Annotated in this window: 20 protein-coding genes and 1 riboswitch; of the genes, 11 read left to right on the top strand and 9 right to left on the bottom strand. The window is 72.0% G+C overall.

Annotation, left to right across the window (positions count from 1 at the left end; genetic code table 11):
- The first annotated feature begins 14 nt into the window (after positions 1–14).
- The 4 genes from B7C62_03340 to B7C62_03325 all read left to right on the top strand — a co-directional run bounded on the left by B7C62_03340 (position 15) and on the right by B7C62_03325 (position 3,629).
- The gene (locus tag B7C62_03340; protein ARF71397.1) at positions 15–758 is read left to right on the top strand and encodes a MerR family transcriptional regulator; all 744 of its coding nucleotides are present in this window, start codon (positions 15–17) and stop codon (positions 756–758) included.
- Between the two features lie 53 nt (positions 759–811).
- A complete protein-coding gene (locus B7C62_03335) occupies positions 812–1,285 on the top strand; it encodes a hypothetical protein (GenBank protein ARF71396.1) in 474 nt (157 codons plus the stop codon).
- A 169-nt stretch (positions 1,286–1,454) separates the two neighbouring features.
- Positions 1,455–2,072, top strand: coding sequence for a MerR family transcriptional regulator (locus tag B7C62_03330; protein ID ARF71395.1), 618 nt, complete (start codon positions 1,455–1,457; stop codon positions 2,070–2,072).
- A 90-nt stretch (positions 2,073–2,162) separates the two neighbouring features.
- Positions 2,163–3,629: a DNA polymerase IV gene (locus B7C62_03325; GenBank protein ID ARF71394.1), complete on the top strand. Its 1,467-nt coding sequence runs from the start codon at positions 2,163–2,165 to the stop codon at positions 3,627–3,629.
- Here B7C62_03325 and B7C62_03320 read toward each other — a convergent pair.
- Positions 3,551–3,922 carry a photosystem reaction center subunit H gene (locus B7C62_03320; GenBank protein ID ARF76966.1) on the bottom strand — a complete coding sequence of 124 codons (372 nt, stop codon included), beginning with the start codon at positions 3,920–3,922 and terminating at the stop codon, positions 3,551–3,553. The two genes, B7C62_03325 and B7C62_03320, sit on opposite strands and share 79 nt — an antisense overlap.
- 152 nt (positions 3,923–4,074) lie before the next feature.
- Positions 4,075–4,172, top strand: a riboswitch (glycine riboswitch).
- Positions 4,173–4,365: 193 nt separating this feature from the next.
- Here B7C62_03320 and B7C62_03315 point away from each other — a divergent pair.
- A complete protein-coding gene (locus B7C62_03315) occupies positions 4,366–7,251 on the top strand; it encodes a glycine dehydrogenase (aminomethyl-transferring) (protein ARF71393.1) in 2,886 nt (961 codons plus the stop codon).
- Between the two features lie 124 nt (positions 7,252–7,375).
- On the opposite strand, the gene B7C62_03310 is transcribed toward B7C62_03315, so the two are convergent.
- Together B7C62_03310 and B7C62_03305 are read right to left on the bottom strand one after the other, a co-directional pair.
- Positions 7,376–7,582 (bottom strand): hypothetical protein, encoded by a 207-nt coding sequence (locus B7C62_03310; GenBank protein ARF71392.1) that lies wholly within the window; start codon positions 7,580–7,582, stop codon positions 7,376–7,378.
- Between the two features lie 314 nt (positions 7,583–7,896).
- Positions 7,897–8,499, bottom strand: coding sequence for a hypothetical protein (locus tag B7C62_03305; GenBank protein ARF71391.1), 603 nt, complete (start codon positions 8,497–8,499; stop codon positions 7,897–7,899).
- A gap of 496 nt (positions 8,500–8,995) precedes the next feature.
- On the opposite strand from B7C62_03305, the gene B7C62_03300 reads away from it, so the two are divergent.
- On the top strand, positions 8,996–10,501 hold the full coding sequence (locus tag B7C62_03300) for a glutamate--cysteine ligase (GenBank protein ID ARF71390.1): 1,506 nt from the start codon (positions 8,996–8,998) through the stop codon (positions 10,499–10,501).
- Positions 10,502–10,629: 128 nt separating this feature from the next.
- Here the strand turns inward: B7C62_03300 and B7C62_03295 are convergent, their stop codons facing one another.
- Positions 10,630–12,405 (bottom strand): hypothetical protein, encoded by a 1,776-nt coding sequence (locus tag B7C62_03295; GenBank protein ARF71389.1) that lies wholly within the window; start codon positions 12,403–12,405, stop codon positions 10,630–10,632.
- A gap of 207 nt (positions 12,406–12,612) precedes the next feature.
- On the opposite strand from B7C62_03295, the gene B7C62_03290 reads away from it, so the two are divergent.
- Positions 12,613–13,392, top strand: coding sequence for a CPBP family intramembrane metalloprotease domain-containing protein (locus B7C62_03290; protein ID ARF76965.1), 780 nt, complete (start codon positions 12,613–12,615; stop codon positions 13,390–13,392).
- A gap of 69 nt (positions 13,393–13,461) precedes the next feature.
- Here B7C62_03290 and B7C62_03285 read toward each other — a convergent pair whose 3' ends face one another.
- The 3 genes from B7C62_03285 to B7C62_03275 form a co-directional block, all read right to left on the bottom strand.
- Positions 13,462–14,286 (bottom strand): oxidoreductase, encoded by an 825-nt coding sequence (locus tag B7C62_03285; protein ID ARF76964.1) that lies wholly within the window; start codon positions 14,284–14,286, stop codon positions 13,462–13,464.
- A 97-nt stretch (positions 14,287–14,383) separates the two neighbouring features.
- Positions 14,384–14,626, bottom strand: coding sequence for a hypothetical protein (locus B7C62_03280; protein ID ARF71388.1), 243 nt, complete (start codon positions 14,624–14,626; stop codon positions 14,384–14,386).
- A complete protein-coding gene (locus B7C62_03275; protein ARF71387.1) occupies positions 14,610–14,861 on the bottom strand; it encodes a hypothetical protein in 252 nt (83 codons plus the stop codon). The genes B7C62_03280 and B7C62_03275 overlap by 17 nt, the downstream gene beginning before the upstream one ends.
- Before the next feature lie 439 nt (positions 14,862–15,300).
- Between B7C62_03275 and B7C62_03270 the strand changes: the two genes are divergently transcribed.
- A complete protein-coding gene (locus B7C62_03270) occupies positions 15,301–15,927 on the top strand; it encodes a PadR family transcriptional regulator (GenBank protein ARF71386.1) in 627 nt (208 codons plus the stop codon).
- 78 nt (positions 15,928–16,005) lie between these two features.
- Here the strand turns inward: B7C62_03270 and B7C62_03265 are convergent, their stop codons facing one another.
- Together B7C62_03265 and B7C62_03260 are read right to left on the bottom strand one after the other, a co-directional pair.
- A complete protein-coding gene (locus B7C62_03265) occupies positions 16,006–16,443 on the bottom strand; it encodes a polyketide cyclase (protein ID ARF71385.1) in 438 nt (145 codons plus the stop codon).
- Positions 16,444–16,531: 88 nt separating this feature from the next.
- Positions 16,532–16,726 carry a hypothetical protein gene (locus B7C62_03260; protein ARF71384.1) on the bottom strand — a complete coding sequence of 65 codons (195 nt, stop codon included), beginning with the start codon at positions 16,724–16,726 and terminating at the stop codon, positions 16,532–16,534.
- 270 nt (positions 16,727–16,996) lie between these two features.
- Between B7C62_03260 and B7C62_03255 the strand changes: the two genes are divergently transcribed.
- The 3 genes from B7C62_03255 to B7C62_03245 all read left to right on the top strand — a co-directional run bounded on the left by B7C62_03255 (position 16,997) and on the right by B7C62_03245 (position 19,838).
- On the top strand, positions 16,997–17,539 hold the full coding sequence (locus B7C62_03255; GenBank protein ARF71383.1) for a peptidase: 543 nt from the start codon (positions 16,997–16,999) through the stop codon (positions 17,537–17,539).
- Positions 17,540–17,664: 125 nt separating this feature from the next.
- Positions 17,665–18,708, top strand: a complete 1,044-nt coding sequence (locus tag B7C62_03250) for an EamA family transporter (GenBank protein ID ARF71382.1) — start codon at positions 17,665–17,667, stop codon at positions 18,706–18,708.
- A gap of 158 nt (positions 18,709–18,866) precedes the next feature.
- Positions 18,867–19,838 carry an EamA family transporter gene (locus B7C62_03245; protein ID ARF71381.1) on the top strand — a complete coding sequence of 324 codons (972 nt, stop codon included), beginning with the start codon at positions 18,867–18,869 and terminating at the stop codon, positions 19,836–19,838.

Here is a 19,838-nt window from a genome sequence, read left to right as displayed (position 1 = left end):
CCCCAGGAAGGCCCATGCTGCGAACACCGACAGGCGGTGCCGGTGACGGCACCGCCACCGCGGACGCGCACTGGGTGAGCATCGGAACGGTGCTCACCCGACTGCGCGAAGAGTTTCCGGAAGTCACGATCTCCAAGATCCGCTTTCTGGAGGCCGAGGGGCTCGTCGAGCCGCGGCGGACTCCGTCCGGCTACCGGAAGTTCGCTCCCGGTGATGTGGAGCGCCTCGCGCAGGTGCTCCGCATGCAGCGGGACCACTATCTGCCGCTCAAGGTCATCCGCGAGCACCTGGACGCCCTGGCCCGGGGGGAGCAGCCCGCGCTGCCCTCGCCCGGCGGCCAGCGGGACCTCGGCGACGGTGTGTGGGAGTCCGGCCCCGGTGCGGCGACCGTCGCGCGGATCGGGCGTGCCGAGCTCCTGGCGGCGGCCCAGGTCGACGAGGAACAGCTGGCGGAGTGGGAGTCCTACGGGCTCATCGTGGCGGCTCCCGAGGGCGGCTACGACGCCGAGATGGTGACCGTGGCCAAGCTGGTGGCGGATCTGGGGCGCTTCGGTCTGGAGCCACGCCATCTGCGCGCCATGCGGGCCTCCGCCGACCGTGAGGCGGGGCTGGTCGAACAGCTGGTCGCGCCGCTGCGGCGGCATCGTAATCCGCAGACCAGGGCCCATGCCGAGGCCACCGCGAACGAGCTGGCGGAGCTCTCCGTACGGCTGCACGCGGCCCTCGTCCAGACCGCTCTGCGCAGCCGTCTGCACTGAGCTCGGCGGAGCCCGACTACCCAAACATGGCGAGCACGTCCTAGGGTTGCTGTGTGAACGAGCTCGACGTTGTCGGTGTCCGGGTGGAAATGCCCTCCAACCAACCGATCGTTCTCCTGCGTGAAGTGGGAGGCGACCGGTACCTCCCCATTTGGATCGGTCCTGGGGAGGCGACCGCCATTGCCTTCGCCCAGCAGGGCATGGCTCCGGCCAGGCCGCTGACCCACGACCTGTTCAAGGATGTGCTCGAGGCCGTGGGCCAGGAGCTCACCGAGGTCCGGATCACGGACCTTCGCGAAGGGGTCTTCTACGCGGAGCTCGTCTTCGCCAGCGGGGTCGAGGTGAGCGCCCGGCCGTCCGACGCCATAGCGCTCGCCCTGCGGACCGGAACGCCGATCTACGGCAGTGACGGCGTGCTGGACGACGCGGGTATCGCGATCCCCGACGAGCAGGAGGACGAGGTGGAGAAGTTCCGCGAATTCCTCGACCAGATCTCACCGGAGGACTTCGGTACCAACAGTCAGTGACCGTCCCGCGGAGGGTGTCGGCAGCGCATCCGAAAAGCCTTTCCCGGAAGCGGGATACGGGAAACCACCCTCAGGGTGATTATCACTCGGCGTGCCGAGTGTGGCGATCGTTGACGCACCCCCGGTGACTGCCTACCTTCGAGTGGGCAGGTCAAGGACGGAGGTCGGCGTGAGAAGCAGCGGCGACGGTACGGCGGCGGGTGGGCCGTATCCGCAGCACGGCAGTGGAGCCGACCACGCCATCAGGCAGCCGGCTGCGCCGGCCGCCGTGGCAGCGGGCGGCAGGGCAGCGGCCGGCGATATCGGCTATCGCGGGCCGACGGCGTGCGCGGCGGCGGGGATCACCTACCGCCAGCTGGACTACTGGGCGCGTACGGGGCTGGTCGAGCCGAGCGTGCGGCCGGCCTACGGGTCGGGGACCCAGCGTCTCTACAGTTTCCGGGACGTGGTCCTCCTCAAGATCGTCAAGCGGTTCCTGGACACCGGGGTGGCTCTCCAGAACATCCGCACCACGGTCCAGCACCTGCGGGCCCGGGGGTTCCAGGATCTCGAGCGCATGACGCTGATGAGCGACGGGGCGACGGTATACGAGTGCTCCTCGCCCGACGAGGTCGTCAGCCTCCTCCAGGGCGGTCAGGGCGTCTTCGGGATCGCCGTGGGCGTCGTCTGGCGGGATGTGGACGCGGCACTCTCCCAGCTCCACGGCGAGCGGGTCGACACCGGTGAGACCCTCATCGGCAACAACCCGGCCGACGAGCTGGCCCGGCGCCGCAACCGGGCCGGATGAACGGCTGAGCGACAGCGGCACGGGGCGGCCCGGCACTCCGCGGAGTGCCGGGCCGCCCCGTTGTCAGTGGTGTAGGGCAGCATCGAAGATGTGAGACCCGCGCCGACCATCCTCCACCTGGACATGGATGCCTTCTACGCCTCGGCGGAGCAGGCGGCCAAGCCCAGCCTGCGCGGGAAGGCCGTCGTCGTGGGCGGCCTCGGCCCCCGGGGAGTGGTCGCCACCGCCTCGTACGAAGCACGGCTCCTGGGCGTCCACTCCGCGATGCCGACGGCCCAGGCCCGACGGCTCGCGCCGAACGCCGCCTACCTGGTGCCCCGCTTCCGGCTGTACCGGTCGGTGAGCGAGCAGGTGATGGAGCTGCTGGGGCGGCTCTCGCCGCTGGTGGAGCCGCTGAGCCTGGACGAGGCGTTCGTCGACCTGGAGGCGGGCGGGGTGGCCGACGACTCGGCCTCGGCCCGTACGGCGGGGGAGCGGCTGCGCACGGCCATCCGGGCGGTGACCGGGCTGAGCGGCTCGGTCGGCCTCGCCGGGTCCAAGATGCTCGCCAAGATCGCCTCCGAGCAGGCCAAGCCGGACGGGCTGGTGCTCATAGAGCCCGGCACCGAGCGCGAGCTGCTGGCCCCCATGCCCGTACGGACGCTGCCCGGCGTCGGGCCCGCCACCGGGGACCACCTCCGGCGCGCCGGGATGACCACTGTCCACGACCTCGCGGAGGCCGGTGAGGCGGAGCTCGTACGGCTGGTGGGCAAGGCCCACGGCCACGGGCTGTACCGGATGGCGCTGGGGCTGGACGACCGGCCGGTGGTCGCCGAGCGGGACGCCAAGTCCGTATCGGTGGAGGACACCTTCGACGTGGACCTGCACGACCGGGTGCGGGTGCGCGCGGAGGTGGAGCGGCTGGCCGTGCGGTGCGTGGAGCGGCTGCGGTCCGCCGACCGGTCGGGGCGCACGGTGGTGCTGAAGGTGCGCCGCTACGACTTCTCCACCCTGACCCGCTCCGAGACCCTCAGAGGCCCCACGGACGACCCCACGGTGGTCCGTGAGGCGGCCGCGCGGCTCCTGGAGGCCGTGGACACCACCGGGGGCGTACGGCTGCTCGGTGTGGGCGTCACGGGGCTCGCGGACTTCACCCAGGAGGACCTGTTCGCGCAGGCCGCCGACGCGAAGAAGCTGGCGGAGCGGTCGGAGGCGCCCGAGCAGCCGGTCGCGGACGAGGCCGGGCAGGGCGGGGGACCGGCGGAGGAGGAGCCCGAGCGGGAGGCCGCGGAGCAGCTTGCCGCCCGCCGCTGGCCCGCCGGGCACGACGTACGCCACGCACTGCACGGGCACGGCTGGGTGCAGGGGAGCGGGGTGGGCCGGGTGACGGTCCGGTTCGAGGAGCCCGGGGGGCCGGTCGGCCGGGTCCTCACGTTCCGGACCGACGACCCGGAGCTGACCCCGGCCGACCCGCTGCCGCTGGTCCGCGACCCGGTCGACTACTCCTCCTGGCCGGCCAGCCTGCCGAAGTCGCGGTCGGGGCCGGTCTCCGCCACGGGCGGGGAGTCCAGGCCGTAATGCCGGTAGAGCTGGAGCTCCTGCTCGGGGGAGAGGTGCCGGCCGACGCCGAAGTCCGGCGCGCCCTTGATCAGCGCGCGGTCGAAGGGCACCCGCAGCTCGTCCTCGACGAATTCGCTGGGTTCCAGCGGGACGAAGGCGTCCCTGCTGAAGAGGCCGGTGCGGACGGCCGCCCACTCGGGGACCCCCGTCGCGTCGTCGAGATAGACCTCATCCACCGTTCCGATCTTGGTGCCCTTGCGATCGAACGCCTTGCGGCCGATCAGGCGGCGCGGATCGATATCGGTCTGCACGGTGCCTCCCACTGGTCGCAGCTGCGCAAGGGGTTCCCCGGCGACTCCAGGGGGCCCTGTCGCTCCACCAGCACCAGACAAGTGCAGATCCGTGGCGTCGGCCACTCGAGGACGCCACGAGGATGGCCGCTGGTAGGCTGGCAGATGGCTGCTGACCCCGTGCGGGAGAGTCCTCCGGTGCAGAATCCGGAGGCGCCGAAGGAGCAAATCCTCCCCGGAATCTCTCAGGCCCCCGTACCGCACGGACGAGGTCACTCTGGAAAGCAGGGCGGGTTCGTGCGGGCACATGCCGGGACGGACTCGACCCTCACCGACGGTGAAAGCCGGCACGCCCCCGGGCTGGCCGGTGAAGCTCTCAGGTTGAGATGACAGAGGGGGAGGCCGTTCGGGCACCCGCGCCGTGGTGCCCCTCGCAGGTCGTGACAGACCAGGAGGCCTCCACCATGACCCCCCGTCGCACTCCGCTCTCCCAGCTGGAGCAGGGCATTCCGTTCGAGCAGCGCCACATAGGGCCCGACGCCGAGGCCCAGGCGAAGATGCTCGCCCAGGTCGGCTACGGCTCCCTCGACGAGCTGACCGCCGCCGCGGTGCCCGACGTGATCAAGAGTGCGGAGGCCCTGAACCTTCCCTCGGCCCGCACCGAGGCCGAGGTGCTGGCCGAGCTGCGCTCGCTCGCCGACCGCAACAAGGTGCTCGCCCCGATGATCGGCCTCGGCTACTACGGCACCTTCACGCCGCCGGTCATCCTGCGCAACGTCATGGAGAACCCCGCGTGGTACACGGCCTACACGCCGTACCAGCCGGAGATCTCCCAGGGCCGCCTGGAGGCCCTGCTCAACTTCCAGACGATGGTCGCCGAGCTGACCGGGCTGCCCACCTCCGGCGCCTCCCTGCTCGACGAGGGCACCGCCGCCGCCGAGGCCATGGCGCTCTCCCGCCGCGTCGGCAAGGTCAAGAACGGCGTCTTCCTGGTCGACGCCGACACCCTGCCCCAGACCGTCGCGGTGATCCAGACGCGCGCCGAGCCGACCGGTGTCGAGGTCGTCGTCGCGGATCTGAGCGACGGCATCCCGGCCGGGATCGCCGAGCGCGGTGTCTTCGGCGTCCTGCTCCAGTACCCGGGCGCCTCCGGTGCCGTACGCGCCATCGAGCCCGTCATCGAGCAGGCCCACGAGCTCGGCGCGATCGTCACCGTCGCCGCCGACCTGCTGGCCCTCACCCTGCTCACCTCGCCCGGCGCCCTCGGCGCGGACATCGCGGTCGGCACCACCCAGCGCTTCGGCGTCCCGATGGGCTTCGGCGGCCCGCACGCCGGCTTCATGGCCGTCCGCGAGAAGTTCGCCCGCTCCCTGCCCGGCCGCCTCGTCGGCGTCTCCGTCGACGCCGACGGCAACAAGGCGTACCGCCTGGCCCTCCAGACCCGCGAGCAGCACATCCGCCGCGAGAAGGCCACCAGCAACATCTGTACGGCACAGGTGCTGCTCGCCGTCATGGCCGGGATGTACGCCGTCTACCACGGCCCCGACGGGCTGCGCACGATCGCCCGGCGTACCCACCGCTACGCCACGATCCTCGCCGAGGGCCTGCGGGCCGCCGGTGCCGAGGTCGTGCACGCCGACTTCTTCGACACGCTCACCGTGCGGGTGCCCGGTAAGGCCGCCGACATCGTCGCGGACGCCCGCGAGCGCGGGGTCAACCTCCGCCGCGTCGACGCCGACCACGTCTCCATCGCCTGCGACGAGACCACCACCCGCGCCCAGCTCTCCGCCGTCTGGGCCGCCTTCGGCGCCGACGCAGACATCGAGGCGCTGGACGGCTCGGTGGCCGACGCGCTGCCCGGGGCGCTGCTGCGGACCGACGACATCCTCACCCACCCGGTCTTCCACCAGCACCGCTCCGAGACCGCGATGCTGCGCTACCTGCGCAAGCTCGCCGACCGCGACTACGCGCTGGACCGGGGCATGATCCCGCTCGGCTCCTGCACCATGAAGCTGAACGCGACCGCCGAGATGGAGTCCATCACCTGGCCCGAGTTCGGCGCGCTGCACCCCTTCGCCCCGGCCGACCAGGCGCAGGGCTTCCTCACGCTCATCCGTGAGCTGGAGGAGCGCCTCGCCGAGGTCACGGGGTACGACGCCGTCTCCATCCAGCCGAACGCCGGCTCGCAGGGCGAGTTCGCGGGCCTGCTGGCCGTCCGCGCGTACCACCGGGCCAACGGCGACGACCAGCGCACCGTCTGCCTCATCCCCTCGTCCGCGCACGGCACCAACGCCGCGAGCGCGGTCATGGCGGGCATGAAGGTCGTCGTGGTGAAGACCGCCGACGACGGCGAGGTCGACATCGCTGACCTGCGGGCCAAGATCGAGCAGTACCGCGACGAGCTCTCCGTGCTCATGATCACCTACCCCTCCACCCACGGGGTCTTCGAGGAGCACGTCGCCGACATCTGCGGTGAGGTGCACGACGCGGGCGGCCAGGTCTACGTGGACGGCGCCAACCTCAACGCGCTGGTCGGGCTCGCCAAGCCCGGCAAGTTCGGCGGCGACGTCTCGCACCTGAACCTGCACAAGACCTTCTGCATCCCGCACGGCGGCGGCGGCCCCGGCGTCGGCCCGGTCGGCGTCCGCGCCCACCTCGCCCCGTACCTCCCCAACCACCCGCTCCAGCCCGCCGCGGGCCCGGAGACCGGTGTGGGCCCGATCTCGGCCGCCCCGTGGGGCTCGGCGGGCATCCTGCCGATCTCGTGGGCGTACGTCCGGCTGATGGGCGGCGAGGGGCTCAAGCGCGCCACGCAGGTCGCCGTGCTGGCCGCGAACTACATCGCCAAGCGGCTGGAGCCGCACTTCCCGATCCTGTACAACGGCCCGGCCGGACTGGTCGCGCACGAGTGCATCGTGGACCTGCGGCCGATCTCCAAGGCGACCGGCGTCTCCATCGACGATGTGGCCAAGCGCCTGATCGACTACGGCTTCCACTCGCCGACCATGTCGTTCCCGGTGGCCGGCACGCTGATGATCGAGCCGACCGAGAGCGAGGACCTGGCGGAGCTCGACCGGTTCTGCGACACGATGATCGCGATCCGCGCCGAGATCGAGAAGGTCGCCTCCGGGGAGTGGAGCGCGGACGACAACCCGCTGGCCAACGCCCCGCACACCGCCGCTGCGCTCGGTGGCGACTGGGAGCACGGCTACAGCCGCGAGGAGGCCGTCTTCCCGGCCGGTGTCTCCGCCGCCGACAAGTACTGGCCGCCGGTCCGCCGTATCGACGGGGCCTTCGGCGACCGCAACCTGGTCTGCTCGTGCCCGCCGCTGGAGGAGTACGACGGCTGACCCTTCGGGGTGGAGCGCTGACATGCGTCGGGGCCGGTGCGGGGAGTTCCCCGGGCCGGCCCCTTCTCCTGTACGGCTTCGTTCGTACGGTGGTGTCCGTGCGGCTCTCTCCGTACGTCCGCCCTCAGGCGGCCTTCACCACGCGGCCCGCCACCAACGGCCGGTGCGGGGCGATGATCTGCCCGTCCGGCAGCAGCTCGCCGGTGTCCTCGAAGAGCAGGACCCCGTTGCACAGGAGGCTCCAGCCCTGTTCGGGATGGTGTGCCGTCAGGCGGGCCGCCTCCCGGTCGGGCGAGTCGGCGGTGGGGCAGGGTGGCTGGTGCTGGCACATGGATGCGTTCTTTCGCTGCGTCGAGTCGAGTGTCCTGCGGCTGGATGAGAGGTTCATGGCCGCCCCCGTATCAGTCGGTCCGGTCCCAGTGTTGCCCTACGGGGATGATTCCGCAGGGATTTCGCTCCAGCTCTCCTTCTCCTCTCATGACGTGTCACCCGCGCGGACGGTTCACCGCAACTGCACCGTCACTTCGGGTGGTTCGGGGTGGCCTGAGCGGGCTAGTCCGAGTGGGTAGAACAGGGCCCCCGCGGTGGCCCGTTCCGCCACAGGCGTCGGGGTCACCACGGGGGCCGGCCGTCCACGGCCGCCGGTCAGGCGGAGCTGAGCAGGGGCCCGGGGCCCACGCGCAGGGTCATCACGGGCAGCAGATCGGCGACCCGGTGCGGCCGGTGCGCGGCGATGCCCGGCGGCGCCGGTGCCAGGGGCACCAGGACGTCGGCCGGGGCGAGCACACCGCCGGAGGCGTCGGAGGTGCCGGAGGCGTAGTCCCCGGTGTCGTCGTGCAGCCACAGGGTGAGCATGTACAGCTCGGGGATGGAGAGCAGTCTCGCCCGGTACGCCGTCGGCGAGGACTCCGCCTGGCGTACCGCGAGCTCCGTCGAGGCCAGATAGGGGCCCTCGAAGAAGTGCGAGAAGCTCCAGCCGTCCGGGGTGAGCATGGTGTCCGCCGCGGCGATCGCGCGGCCCTCGCTCCGGATCAGGAAGCGCCAGGCCGCGAGGCGGGTCCGGGGAACGGTCCCGGTGGGAGCGATCCGGTCCAGAACGTGCACGGGGAGCGGCAGTTCGGGGCTGAGCGGTCCCTGGACGGACCGGAGGGCGGAGGTGCGCGCCTCGCGGACCGCGGTGGGGGAACCGAGGGCGGCGAGAACGCTGCGCAGGGCGGGCGCGGGAGCCGAGGGGACATGCAGCGGCATAGTGGGTCGCCTCTCACTTGGAGACACGGTGATGCGTGGGCGGGTGCAGACGGCGCTGTCGGCGTGCGGGGCCAGAGGAGGCCGATGACGGGCCGGACGACGGGCCGGTTGCGTCAACTCTCTGCCTCGTCAGGCGGAGTTTATACGACACGTGTTCACTCAGTGTTTCCGCTAGCTGCCGGGGATATTTCGCGCAAGGCGACATCCGGACTTCGGAATGCGGTTTTCCTGGTGATTTGATCGGCCGTTTTCGGTCCCCGCCTGCGGCTTTTTCGGCGGCGCGGTAGGCCGAAACTCATCGGTGATTCCGCCGTGCACTTCCCGGGCGAAAATGCCGCTCGCCGGGTGCCGCCGGAATGTGCCCCCGGTCTCCGTCAACCAGCCTAGCGGGTTTCCGGTGCTCCGTGGGGCGTTACGGATCACTCCCACTGGGCATTATCGATCGTGATGCGAACGGCCCGGGCAGCGGGCCGACCACTGGAGGAGGGACCCCTCGATGGGGGAGAAGGTCGTGGCGGGCGCCGTTGACCTGTCCGATCGGCAGGCGTACCGCACCAAGCTCAACCAGTGCCTGGAGGGGCTGGGCAGACTGCTGGCGGAGCGGAGGTTCGACCGTCCCAGAAACCTGATGGGGCTGGAGATAGAGCTGAATCTCGCGGGGTCCGACGGGCTGCCCCGGATGATGAATCAGGAAGTGCTCCAGCGCATCGCGAGCCGCGATTTCCAGACCGAACTGGGGATGTTCAATCTGGAAGTAAATATCGTTCCGCACCGGCTCGGCGGCCGGGTATTCGATCAGCTCTCGGAGGAGTTGCGCACCGGTCTCGCCTACGCCCATCGCAAGGCCGGTGAGGTGGACGCGGGGATCGTCATGATCGGAATCCTGCCCACGCTCGGCGAGCACGACGTGGTCTCGGCGAATCTCTCGGACGTGGACCGCTACACCCTGCTCAACGACCAAATGGCGGCGGCCCGGGGGGAGGATTTCACCCTGGATATCGAGGGGGTGGACCACCTGGTCTGCTCCTCGCCCTCGATCGCCCCCGAATCGGCCTGCACCTCGGTGCAGTTGCACCTCCAGGTGACACCGGCCCGGTTCGCCGACGTGTGGAACGCGGCCCAGGCGATCGCCTCCGTCCAGATCGCGCTGGGCGCCAACGCCCCGTTCCTGTTCGGCAAGGAGCTCTGGCGCGAGTCCCGCCCCCCGCTGTTCCAGCAGGCCACCGACGTACGGCCGCCGGAGCTGGCCAACCAGGGGGTGCGGCCCAGGACCTGGTTCGGGGAGCGGTGGATCTCCTCCGCCTACGAGCTGTTCGAGGAGAACCTGCGCTACTTCCCGCCGCTGCTGCCGATCTGCGACGACGAGGAGCCGCTGCGCGTCCTCGACGAGGGCGGGGTGCCGGAGCTGGCCGAGCTGGTCCTCCACAACGGCACGGTCTACCGCTGGAACCGCCCGGTCTACGGGACGGTCGACGGCGTCCCGCACCTGCGGGTGGAGAACCGGGTGCTGCCGGCCGGGCCGACCGTCACGGACGTGATCGCCAACTCCGCCTTCTACTACGGGCTCGTCCGGGCGCTCGCCGAGGAGTCCCGCCCGGTGTGGAGCAAGCTCCCCTTCGAGGCCGCCGCCGAGAACTTCACCGAGGCGTGCCGCCACGGCATCGAGGCCGAACTGCTCTGGCCGCGCCCCGGCCGGGCCGGTGGACTGGCCAGGGTCCCCGCCGTACAGCTCGTACGGGAGGAGCTGCTCCCGCTGGCGGTGGCCGGGCTCGACGCCTGGCAGATCGAGCCCGCCGACCGGGACCGCTACCTCGGCGTCATCGAGGAGCGGTGCAGGCGGCGGGTCAACGGGGCCTCCTGGCAGGTCGCCACGTACCGCCGGGCGCTGGAGGCGGGACTCGGCCGGGAAGCCGCGCTGGCCGCGACCACCCGGCGCTACGCCGAGCTGATGCACGCCGGGGAGCCGGTGCACACCTGGCCGGTCGGGTTCCCGGCGCCCTGAACGCGGCCGGGCGGGGTGTTCCCGTACAGCCGGGTACGCGGGTGTGCCGTGGGGTGTTCGCGTACGCGGGTGTGTCCGGCGGCCTCCGTACGCGGACGGGGGCGGCGTCCCGGCCGGGCGCGCCGCCCTCACTCCTGGGCGGCGCGGCCGTTCTGTCCGGCCGTCATGATGGCCCGGAAGATGACGGCCTGGATCTCCGCCGGGTCGCTCACCTCGTACCCGTCGCCGCCGGTGATCCGCGCGATCTCGGCGACCTCCTCGCGGTCGGCGTCCGGGCCCACCGCGATGGCGATGACGGGAACGGGACGCTCGGGGTCGGCCAGCTCCTTCAGCCGGGCGGCCAGCGCACTCCGTGAGATGCCGTTCTCGTCCTGGTTGGAGCCGTCCGTGAGGATCACCAGGGCGTTGAACTTGCCCTTCACATACGTCGACCGGGCCTCCTGGTACGAGGCCAGCACCGTGTCGTACAGCCCCGTCGCCCCGCCCGGTACGGGCTGGAGCCCCGCGAACGCCGCCGAGAGCTTCTCCCGGTGGGTGGAGCCGCCCTGGGCGGGGTCGCCCAGCCGACGGGTCGGCATGAGCTTGCGGTAGTCCTTCTCGCCGTCCAGCGTGGTGGCGAACTCCCACAGGCCGATCTCGTCGTCCGGGGTGAACTGGGTGAGCGCCTGGATGAGCGACTCCTTGGTGACGTCCATCCGGGACCGGCCGCTGCCCGGCACCGGGGTGGCCATCGAGCCCGAGGCGTCGACCACCGTGGTCAGCCGGGCGCTCTGGACGGTGATCGTCCACATCCCCAGCATCTCCTGGAGCTCCTTCGCCGACGGCGCCTCGGCCGCCGAAGTGTCGTACGGCTGCGGCGACTTGCCGCCCGCCGGGGTGACCACGGCGTCGTCGGCGCCACCGTCGGCCGGGCGGAACCCGTACCGGGCGAACACGGCCTGCGAGCTCCTGTCGTTGAGCAGGGTCATGAAGCGCAGGGCCGCGCGGGACTGGGGGAGGGTCAGCTTCTCCTCGTCGACCAGGGTGTACGGGTAGTCCAGCAGCGGGGTGCCGTCCTCCGGGTAGAAGAGGTCCAGCCTGCCGCTGCCGGTGGCCTCCGCGTTGTGGGTGAAGGCGGCCTGCTCGGATATGAGGACCGCCTGATTGCGTTTCGGGTTGCCCTCCTCGGCGCCGGAGCCGCTGCGCGCCAGGGTCTCCAGCACCTGGGCGTCGCTGTCCGACATCCGCTCGGCCAGCACCTTCGCGGTCTCCGCGACCCTGGTGTCGCTGTCCCCGCCCTGCTGCGCGGACGAGGCGCCGATGCTGGTGAGCGCCAGCAGACCGGTCGCGCTGCGCGCCGGATCGGCCGCGCCGAGGCGGACCTTGCCCGACCGGAGGGCCGCGCCGACCGACTCGGCCCAGGAGTACGTCTTCTCCGGCCAGCCCAGGCGCTTCGACGCCGACGGCACCATGGCGAGGGTCACCGGGGAGGAGGCCACCGAGTCCGAGGGGGAGATGGGGGTGCCCGTGCCCAGCCCCTCCGCCCGGTCCAGCCACAGATCGGAGTCGGGCAGCCAGACCTGGAAGCCGGGGGCCTCGGCCCCGCTCGCGAGCGCGTCGGCCACCTTGTAGGAGTCGCGGGCCACCACCTCCACGTCCAGGCAGCGGCCGTCGGACCTCACCTCGTCCGCGAGGGTCTGCCCGGCTATGGCGCGGACCGCCGGCGCGATGTCCGGGGAGGCGGCCAGGGTCAGGTGTACGGCGGAGTCCTCGCAGGACTCGGAGAACGACAGCAGACCGCCCTTGACCGCCACCGCTGTTCCCGTCGCCACGGCGAGGACGAGCAGGGTGGCGACGGCGATGGTGCGACGCCTACGTCGTGGGGATGCGTCCCCGCGTTCTTCCCGTGCGTAGGCGTCGGGCATGCTGTGACGTCCCATGTCGGTGGAGCCCCCTGAAGGCGAACGATGAACGGTGAACAAGGAAAAGGGGGACCGCACCGTCGATGGTGGTCGTCCCCCGGCCTGTCGCGCATGATCTTCGTACCTGCATTCGAGACCCTAGCGGGACGGTGGGTGGGATGAGACGCGATTGCAGAACAAAAGGCAGGTGTACCGGTGGAGGTGGGGCGCATGGCTGATTCTTTTCCCCAAGAGGGCTCATCGCGAAGGATCTTGCGGTCGGAGACGCTGCTGGTCCTGGCGCTCTCTCTGGGCGCCAGTGCGGTGTCCGCGCTCATCAGTTTTGTCGGATCGCTGACGAAACCAGGGGGTTTGAAGGACCAGGCGGCGACGCTGAACGGTTCGTACGCCCCGGGCCGTCCATGGCTTGATCTGGCGTGGCAAATGTTCGGAATCGCAACGGCTCTGGTGCCGGTCGCGCTCGTGGCGCACCTGCTGATCAGGGAGGGCGCGAGCCTGCGGACGATCGGGTTCGACCGGACCCGGCCGTGGTCCGACCTCGGACGCGGAACACTGATCGCGGCCGGTATCGGCAGCGCCGGGCTTGCCTTCTACCTGGTGGCCAGGGCCACCGGCTTCAACCTCACCGTCGTACCGGAGTCGCTGCCCGACGTCTGGTGGAAGTTCCCCGTGCTCATCCTCGCCGCTGCGGAGAACTCCGTGGTGGAGGAGGTCATCGTCGTCGCCTACCTGCTGCGGAGGCTGGACCAGCTGGGCTGGACGCCGATGGCCTCGCTGGTCGCCAGCTCCGTACTGCGCGGCTCGTACCACCTCTACCAGGGCATCGGCGGCTTCATCGGCAACCTGGTGATGGGCGTCGTCTTCGTGCTGCTGTACCGGCGTTGGGGGCGGGTGGGGCCGCTGGTCGTCGCCCATACGCTGCTCGACATCGGGGCGTTCGTCGGGTACGCGCTGCTCGCCGGGAAGGTGGACTGGCTGCCGACGCCGTGAGGGAGGGGCGGTGCGGAGGGTTTCCCGTACGCCGCCCCTCCTGTCCTGCTGAAGGCCCGTGGCCGAAGCTCAGAAGGACGTCAGCAGCTCGCCGTCGATGACCGTGACCGCCGTGCCGGTCAGCAGGGTGCGCTCGCCGCGCAGCGAGGTGCGTACGAGGCCCGAGCGGGCGGACGCCTGGAGCCCGGTCAGATCGTCCCGGCCGAACCGGGCCGACCAGAACGGGGCCAGCGCGGTGTGGGCGCTGCCGGTCACCGGGTCCTCGTCGATGCCGACGCCCGGGAAGAAGCCGCGCGAGACGTAGTCGTAGCCACGTGCCGGGTCCTCGGCGGCGGCCGTGGCGATGACGCCCCGCCGCGAGTGGGCCGCGAGGGCGGCGAAGTCCGGGGACAGAGCCCGTACGGTCGCCTCGTCGCGGAGCTCCACGAGCAGGTCGCCGATGTGCTCGCCGGTGTCGTGCACCGAGACCGGCTCCGCGCCCAGCGCCTCGGCCAGACCGGACGGCGGTGCGGCCTCCTCGCGGAGCGGGGCGGTGGGGAAGTCGAGGGTGAAGGCGCCGTCCGGGCGGGCGGTGGCGGTGAGGAGCCCGCAGCGGGCGGAGAAGCGTACGGTGCCGGTGGCCCGGCCCGTGGAGTGCAGGACGTGCGCGGTGGCGAGCGTGGCGTGCCCGCACATGCCGACCTCGGTGGCCGGGGTGAACCAGCGCAGCGCCCAGTCGGCCTCGCCGCCCGGCGGCAGCGGATGGGCGAACGCCGTCTCGGAGAGGTTGACCTCGGCGGCGATCTCCTGGAGCCGTTCGTCGTCCGGGAAAGCGGCGGACTCCAGCAATAGGACCCCTGCGGGGTTGCCGGAGAAGGGGCGGTCGGTGAACGCGTCGACGATACGAATCCTCATGCGGCGACCGTAGAGCGCCCGCACGGCCACCGGCCAAGGCCAATCCGGGGTTCCTGGCCCCTTGTGCCCACGCGCCCCGGGCCTGCGCGCCCGCTGTTCAGGGGCAGGGGGCGCCGCCGCTACGGGGGAGGCCCGGCCGGGTGTCGAGCGACCAGGTGTGTGTGCAGCCGGGGCACTGGAGGTGCAGGACCGGGCCGTTGCTGGAGATCAGATAGCGCCAGTGATCGCCGCAGGTGCGGCGGTCCGCGCAGGCCGCGCAGTGGCGGGCGTCGTCGCAGGCGGGGCAGGCCACCCAGGCGCGGCGGGCGAGGTCCGCCTGCGGATCAATGGGCAGCCGCACGGCCCGGACCCTCGTCGGGCAGGACACCGGCGGCCACCAGCCGGTCGTAGGTGCGCTGCTGTTCGGCGTCCAGGCCCGAGTAGAGCAGGGAGTACGCCTCGTTCTCGCTGCGGAGCGCGGCCACCGGGTCCCAGTCGGGCCCCAGCGCGGCGACCACCTCGGCCCGTCGCCGTGCCTCCTCGAAGGTCAGGTCGATCGTGAAGGGGACGAGCTCGGCTGTCCTGTCCTGGTGCATGGCTGCGCTTCCGTTCCGAGGTCCGAGGGGTGAAACCTCACCATCTGTACCAGTCCTCCGAGGCGGCAGGGAAGGGTGACCTAAGTCGCCCGGTGCGGTGCCGTTCTCCGCCGTCCCGGGGCCGTGTCCCCGGATCGGCGGGCGAGGGCGGGGGTTTGTCCGGTACGGGGGTGCTCGCGGCGGCCCCGCCCTGCGCACGGGCCTGTGGCGCACGTCATGGCGGGAGTCTTTGCCCGGGCGGGTCGTGTTCGCCTCCGCCTCGCCCGACGAGCTGGGTGTCCCCGACGGGCCGGGTGTCCTCGACCACGACGTCGCGCTGCCCTCCGGGGAGACCGTCCGCGACCCGGTTCGCACGGCCTGCGGCAGCACCTTGCCAGGCGATAGCTTCCGATATATCGTTGACGCATCGCGACAGATCGACGATGGAAGGAGCGTAGCGATGCGTTCACACGGATACGAGCACGAGCATGAGCACGGACCGGGGCACTACGGGCCCGGTCATCACGGTCGGGGCGGTCATGGCCGAGGCGGTCACGACGGGCGCCGGTCCGCCTTCGGGCCGTTCGGGCCGCCGTTCGGCGGCGGTCCCTTCGGTGGTGGGCGCGGCCGGGGCGGAGGCCGGGGCAGGGCGCGGCGCGGAGATGTGCGCGCGTCGATCCTGGCCCTGCTGAAGGACCGGCCGATGCATGGGTACGAGATGATCCAGGAGATCGGCGAGCGCAGCGGCGGGGCCTGGAAGCCCAGCCCCGGTTCGGTCTATCCGACGCTCCAGCTGCTGGAGGACGAGGGGCTGATCGTCAGCGCGAGCGAGGGCGGCAAGAAGCTCTTCACGCTCACCGACTCCGGGCGCGGCGAGGCCGAGTCCGGGCCCGAGGCTCCCTGGGAGGAGGCCGGGCGCGGTGCGGACTGGGAAGGCGTGAACGAGATCCGGCAGGCCGGGTTCGGTCTGATGGAGGCGTTCGGGCAGGTCTGGAAGACCGGCTCTCCCGATCAGCGGCAGAAGGCGCTGGCCGTCATCAACGACGCCCGTAAGAAGCTGTACCTGATTCTCGCCGACGAGCACTGAGCCGGTGCCCGGCCATCGAAGCGGAGAGGGGCCCGCAGGCAGCGGGCCCCTCTCCGCTTCGGTCGTCGTGGTCAGGGTTCAGGGGGTGACGAGGGCGTCGAGCTTGCGCAGGGACTCCTGGAGCGCCGCCGTCGCGGAGTCCTTGAGCTTTCCGCCCATCAGGGAGACGGCCGCCCCGGTGAACTCCCCGTCGATGCGCAGCACGGTGGCGGCGCCGTCCGGGGACGGGGTCAGGGAGTAGCGCATGGCCAGGCTGACCCCCATCGGGCCCGTGCCCCGGGTCGTCAGCAGCCTGCCGTCCGCCAGTTCGCCGACCGTCCAGGTCACCTCGGCGGGGAAGCCCATGAGCTTCATGTTCTCCTCATAGGTGGCCCCGAGCTCAAGCGTCGCCGGACCGCCCTTGGGGAAGCTCGTGTGGGTGGCGTTCCACTCGCCGTACGACGAGAAGTCCGTCAGCTGGGCCCAGACCTTCCCGGCGGGTGCCTCGATGCGTGCCTCCGCGCTGACTTCGGCCATGCGATCACCCCTGGTTCGTCCGATTCACGGTGTCACGGTGGCGCGGAACGTAACGGCGGCGGCTTCAACATTCAATGCTGATGCACCGTCAGATTTGCTGGGGCTGCCGGTTCCGCCAGATCTCCGCCGCGTCGAAGCGGTCCGACGCGCGGGGGTGCGGCCCCTCGTCATGGCAGTGGAAAGCGGTCCAGAACAGGTCGGCGGGCAGAGCGTCGTCCGGTGCGTACACGCGGTAGACGTACTGCATCCCGTCCTGCGCGAGCAGTGCGACCAACCAGAACACCCGTGGTTCCCTCCGTCCGGAGCCGATGCGTTGTTGCCGTTGCCGTGCGTTGCTTGCTGTGGCCTGAGGGACGTACGGGGAGGGGGTGGCGGTTTCCCGGGGGCGTGCGGTGCAAGGCGGCGCGCGCCCCCTGAGGGCGATGGTTGTACGTCGTGCCGCGATCTCATCCGCAAGGAGGAGGGGGCGCTCCGGTGCGCCCAACTTGGGTGGGACGCGCGAATGGGCCGCTCCGCCGATGCCTCACCGCCCGGGGACTGATGGGGTGGAGTAGTGCAAAACCGGACGCCGAGGAACCCCGAACAGCCCGCCCCGAACCCCGTCGGACCCGACGCCGGGTTCACCGTCGAGCTGGCCTCGGTGGTGACGGGTGCGCGCAGGCGCGCGCTGCGGGACGGCGACCGCCAGATCGACACCGCCCACCTTCTGCACTCCCTCCTCGAGAGTGACCCCGAGGTCCGTGAAGCCTTCGACGGAGGGCCGCAGCTGGCCCGGGTGCTCGGCTACCTCGTACAGCGCAGCATCGGTTACGGGCTCCGCTGGCAGGGGTCGGTGGAGGACTCCGGGGCCCTTCCCGTCGTACGGGACCCGGCGGCGGACGGCTGGTCGCCGTCGGCCGTCGCCGCGATGGAGGACGCTCTGTACCGGGCCGGGCTGCGGGGCGAACCGCGCGCCTGTGGCCTCGACCTCCTCGCCGCGCTGGCCGCCGACGGCGAGTGCCGTGCGGTGGAGGTGCTGGGCCGGGCGGGCGTGGACGCGCGGTGGCTGTCGGGGCGGGCGGTGGAGCGTACGGCGGGGGCGCCGGAGCGGGCGTGACGAGGGGGCGTACGGGCGGCGGTGAGGTGTACGGGTGGGGCGTCCGGGGGCGCGGGTGACGGCGGGGCCGTCTCGACAGGTGTGACAGAGGTGACGGTGCTGTCGGCTGCTGTCATGATGTGCCGATGCACGCGTCTCGGGGTACCCAGAAGAGAAGCGCCGGCCTGGGGCTCGCCCTCCTGTCGGCCTTCGCGTTCGGCGGCTCGGGGGTCGCCGCCAAGCCGCTGATCGAGGCGGGGCTCGACCCGCTGCACGTGGTGTGGCTACGGGTGGCGGGCGCCGCCCTCATCATGCTGCCCGTCGCCTGGCGGCACCGGAACCTGGTACGCGAACGGCCCGCCCTGCTCGCCGGGTTCGGGCTCTTCGCCGTGGCCGGGGTGCAGGCGTGCTACTTCGCCGCCATCTCCCGTATCCCGGTCGGCGTGGCGCTTCTTGTCGAGTATCTGGCCCCCGCGCTGGTCCTCGGCTGGGTCCGGTTCGTCCAGCGCAGGCCCGTCACCCGGGCCGCCGCGCTCGGTGTGGTCCTGGCGGTCGGCGGTCTGGCCTGTGTCGTGGAGGTCTGGGCCGGGCTGAGCTTCGACGCGCTCGGGCTGCTGCTCGCCCTCGGTGCCGCCTGCTGTCAGGTGGGCTACTTCGTCCTCTCCGACCACGGCGGCCAGGAAGGCAGGGGTGAGGGCACCGACGGCCGACGGGCCGAACCTCCGCATCCGCTCGGCGTCATCTCATACGGACTGATCGTCGGCGCCCTCGTCCTCACCGTCGTGGCGCGCCCGTGGGGCATGAACTGGTCCCTGCTCGGCGGCACCGCCGGGATGAACGGCACCGGGGTTCCCGCCTGGGCGCTGCTCGGCTGGATCGTGCTGGTCGCCACCGTGCTCGCGTACGGCAGTGGCGTCGTCTCCGTCCGCAGGCTCTCGCCGCAGGTCGCCGGGGTCGTCGCCTGCCTGGAGGCGGTCATCGCGACCGTGCTGGCCTGGGTGCTCCTCGGCGAGCACCTCTCCGCCCCGCAGCTCATCGGCGGCTTCGTGGTCCTGACCGGCGCGTTCATCGCCCAGTCGGCCGCCCCGAAACCGCCGTCGGGACCCGTCGCCGCGGGGGCGGGGGCGGCGGCCGGTGCCGTCGAGGGCGCCGTAGGAAGCGAGTTGTCCGCCGGGCGCGCCCCGCATTAGTGTGCCGGTCATGCATCTGACTGTGCTGCCGCCGCCCGCCGCCTAGCGCGGGCGGCCACTCCTGACGAAGACCGGGCTCGGGCAGTCCCCGAGCGGTCCGTCGCTGCCCGCGTGCGGAGCCGAGCGACCACCACCCTGTCCTTCTCAGGAGCAGTCCTATGTCCATGCCCGCTGTTTCCGCGCTGCCCGTCGGGCGGAGCCTGCTGTATCTCGTCGTCGCCGGAGTCGCCTGGGGCACCGCCGGTGCGGCGGCCTCCCTGATCTTCCGGGTCAGCGATCTCGGCCCCCTCGCCCTGTCCTTCTGGCGCTGCGCCGGGGGCCTCGTCCTGCTGGCGGGGGCGCTCGCCCTGCGTCCCCGCCGTGCGCCCCGGCGGCCCGAGCCCCAAAGCCGCCGGCTGCTGCGCGTCCTGGGGACGGGGGTGGGGCTGACCGTGTTCCAGAGCGCGTACTTCGCGGCGGTGGACGTCACCGGTCTCGCCGTCGGGACCGTCGTCACCCTGGGCGCCGGGCCCGTCCTGATCGCCGTCGGTGCGCGCGTGCTGCTGGGCGAACGCCTCGGCTGGGGCGGTCTCGCCGCCGTGGCGGGCGCGCTGGCCGGTCTCGCCGTGCTCGTCCTGGGGGGTGAGGGCGGCGAGGTCGTCCCGGCCGGGGTGCTGCTCGCGCTCCTGTCCGCCTCCGGATACGCGGCGATCACCCTGCTCACCCGGTGGCTCGGGCGGGACGGCGGCGGTGGTGACGCGCTGACCACCAGCGCCTGGGCGTTCGGCGTCGGAGCGGTCGGGCTGCTGCCCATGGCGGCCGCCGAAGGGCTCGTGCCGCACACCGCCGAGACCGGGCAGGTGCTGTGGCTGCTCTTCTACGTGGCGGCGGTGCCCACCGCGCTCGCGTACGCGCTGTACTTCGCGGGGGCCGCGGCCGTCCGCTCGGCGACCGTCTCCGTGATCATGCTCCTGGAGCCGGTGAGCGCCGCGGTCATCGCGGTGACCGTCCTGCGGGAGCGGCTGACGGCGGCCACCGTCGTCGGCACCCTGCTCCTGCTGGCCGCCGTGGCCGGGCTGGCGGCGGCCGAGGCGCGGGGGGCCGCTGCCGCGCGCCGGAGGGAGAACGGGGCCGAGGCCGTGGCGGTGTAG

It is taken from the genome of Kitasatospora albolonga, from assembly GCA_002082585.1.
GTDB classification, from domain to species: domain Bacteria; phylum Actinomycetota; class Actinomycetes; order Streptomycetales; family Streptomycetaceae; genus Streptomyces; species Streptomyces stephensoniae.
Note: the sequence above shows the minus strand (reverse complement) of the source record. Positions and strands in the feature narration are given on the sequence as shown.

Excerpts from the sequence above, each read along its gene's own strand:
- B7C62_03305 (ARF71391.1), bottom strand. The coding sequence starts at position 8,499 with ATGCCGCTGCATGTCCCCTCGGCTCCCGCGCCCGCCCTGCGCAGCGTT.
- B7C62_03315 (ARF71393.1), top strand. The coding sequence starts at position 4,366 with ATGACCCCCCGTCGCACTCCGCTCTCCCAGCTGGAGCAGGGCATTCCG.
- B7C62_03250 (ARF71382.1), top strand. The coding sequence starts at position 17,665 with ATGCACGCGTCTCGGGGTACCCAGAAGAGAAGCGCCGGCCTGGGGCTC.
- B7C62_03290 (ARF76965.1), top strand. The coding sequence starts at position 12,613 with ATGGCTGATTCTTTTCCCCAAGAGGGCTCATCGCGAAGGATCTTGCGG.
- B7C62_03275 (ARF71387.1), bottom strand. The coding sequence starts at position 14,861 with ATGCACCAGGACAGGACAGCCGAGCTCGTCCCCTTCACGATCGACCTG.
- B7C62_03300 (ARF71390.1), top strand. The coding sequence starts at position 8,996 with ATGGGGGAGAAGGTCGTGGCGGGCGCCGTTGACCTGTCCGATCGGCAG.
- B7C62_03285 (ARF76964.1), bottom strand. The coding sequence starts at position 14,286 with ATGAGGATTCGTATCGTCGACGCGTTCACCGACCGCCCCTTCTCCGGC.
- B7C62_03265 (ARF71385.1), bottom strand. The coding sequence starts at position 16,443 with ATGGCCGAAGTCAGCGCGGAGGCACGCATCGAGGCACCCGCCGGGAAG.
- B7C62_03340 (ARF71397.1), top strand. The coding sequence starts at position 15 with ATGCTGCGAACACCGACAGGCGGTGCCGGTGACGGCACCGCCACCGCG.
- B7C62_03245 (ARF71381.1), top strand. The coding sequence starts at position 18,867 with ATGTCCATGCCCGCTGTTTCCGCGCTGCCCGTCGGGCGGAGCCTGCTG.
- B7C62_03310 (ARF71392.1), bottom strand. The coding sequence starts at position 7,582 with ATGTGCCAGCACCAGCCACCCTGCCCCACCGCCGACTCGCCCGACCGG.
- B7C62_03295 (ARF71389.1), bottom strand. The coding sequence starts at position 12,405 with ATGCCCGACGCCTACGCACGGGAAGAACGCGGGGACGCATCCCCACGA.
- B7C62_03270 (ARF71386.1), top strand. The coding sequence starts at position 15,301 with ATGCGTTCACACGGATACGAGCACGAGCATGAGCACGGACCGGGGCAC.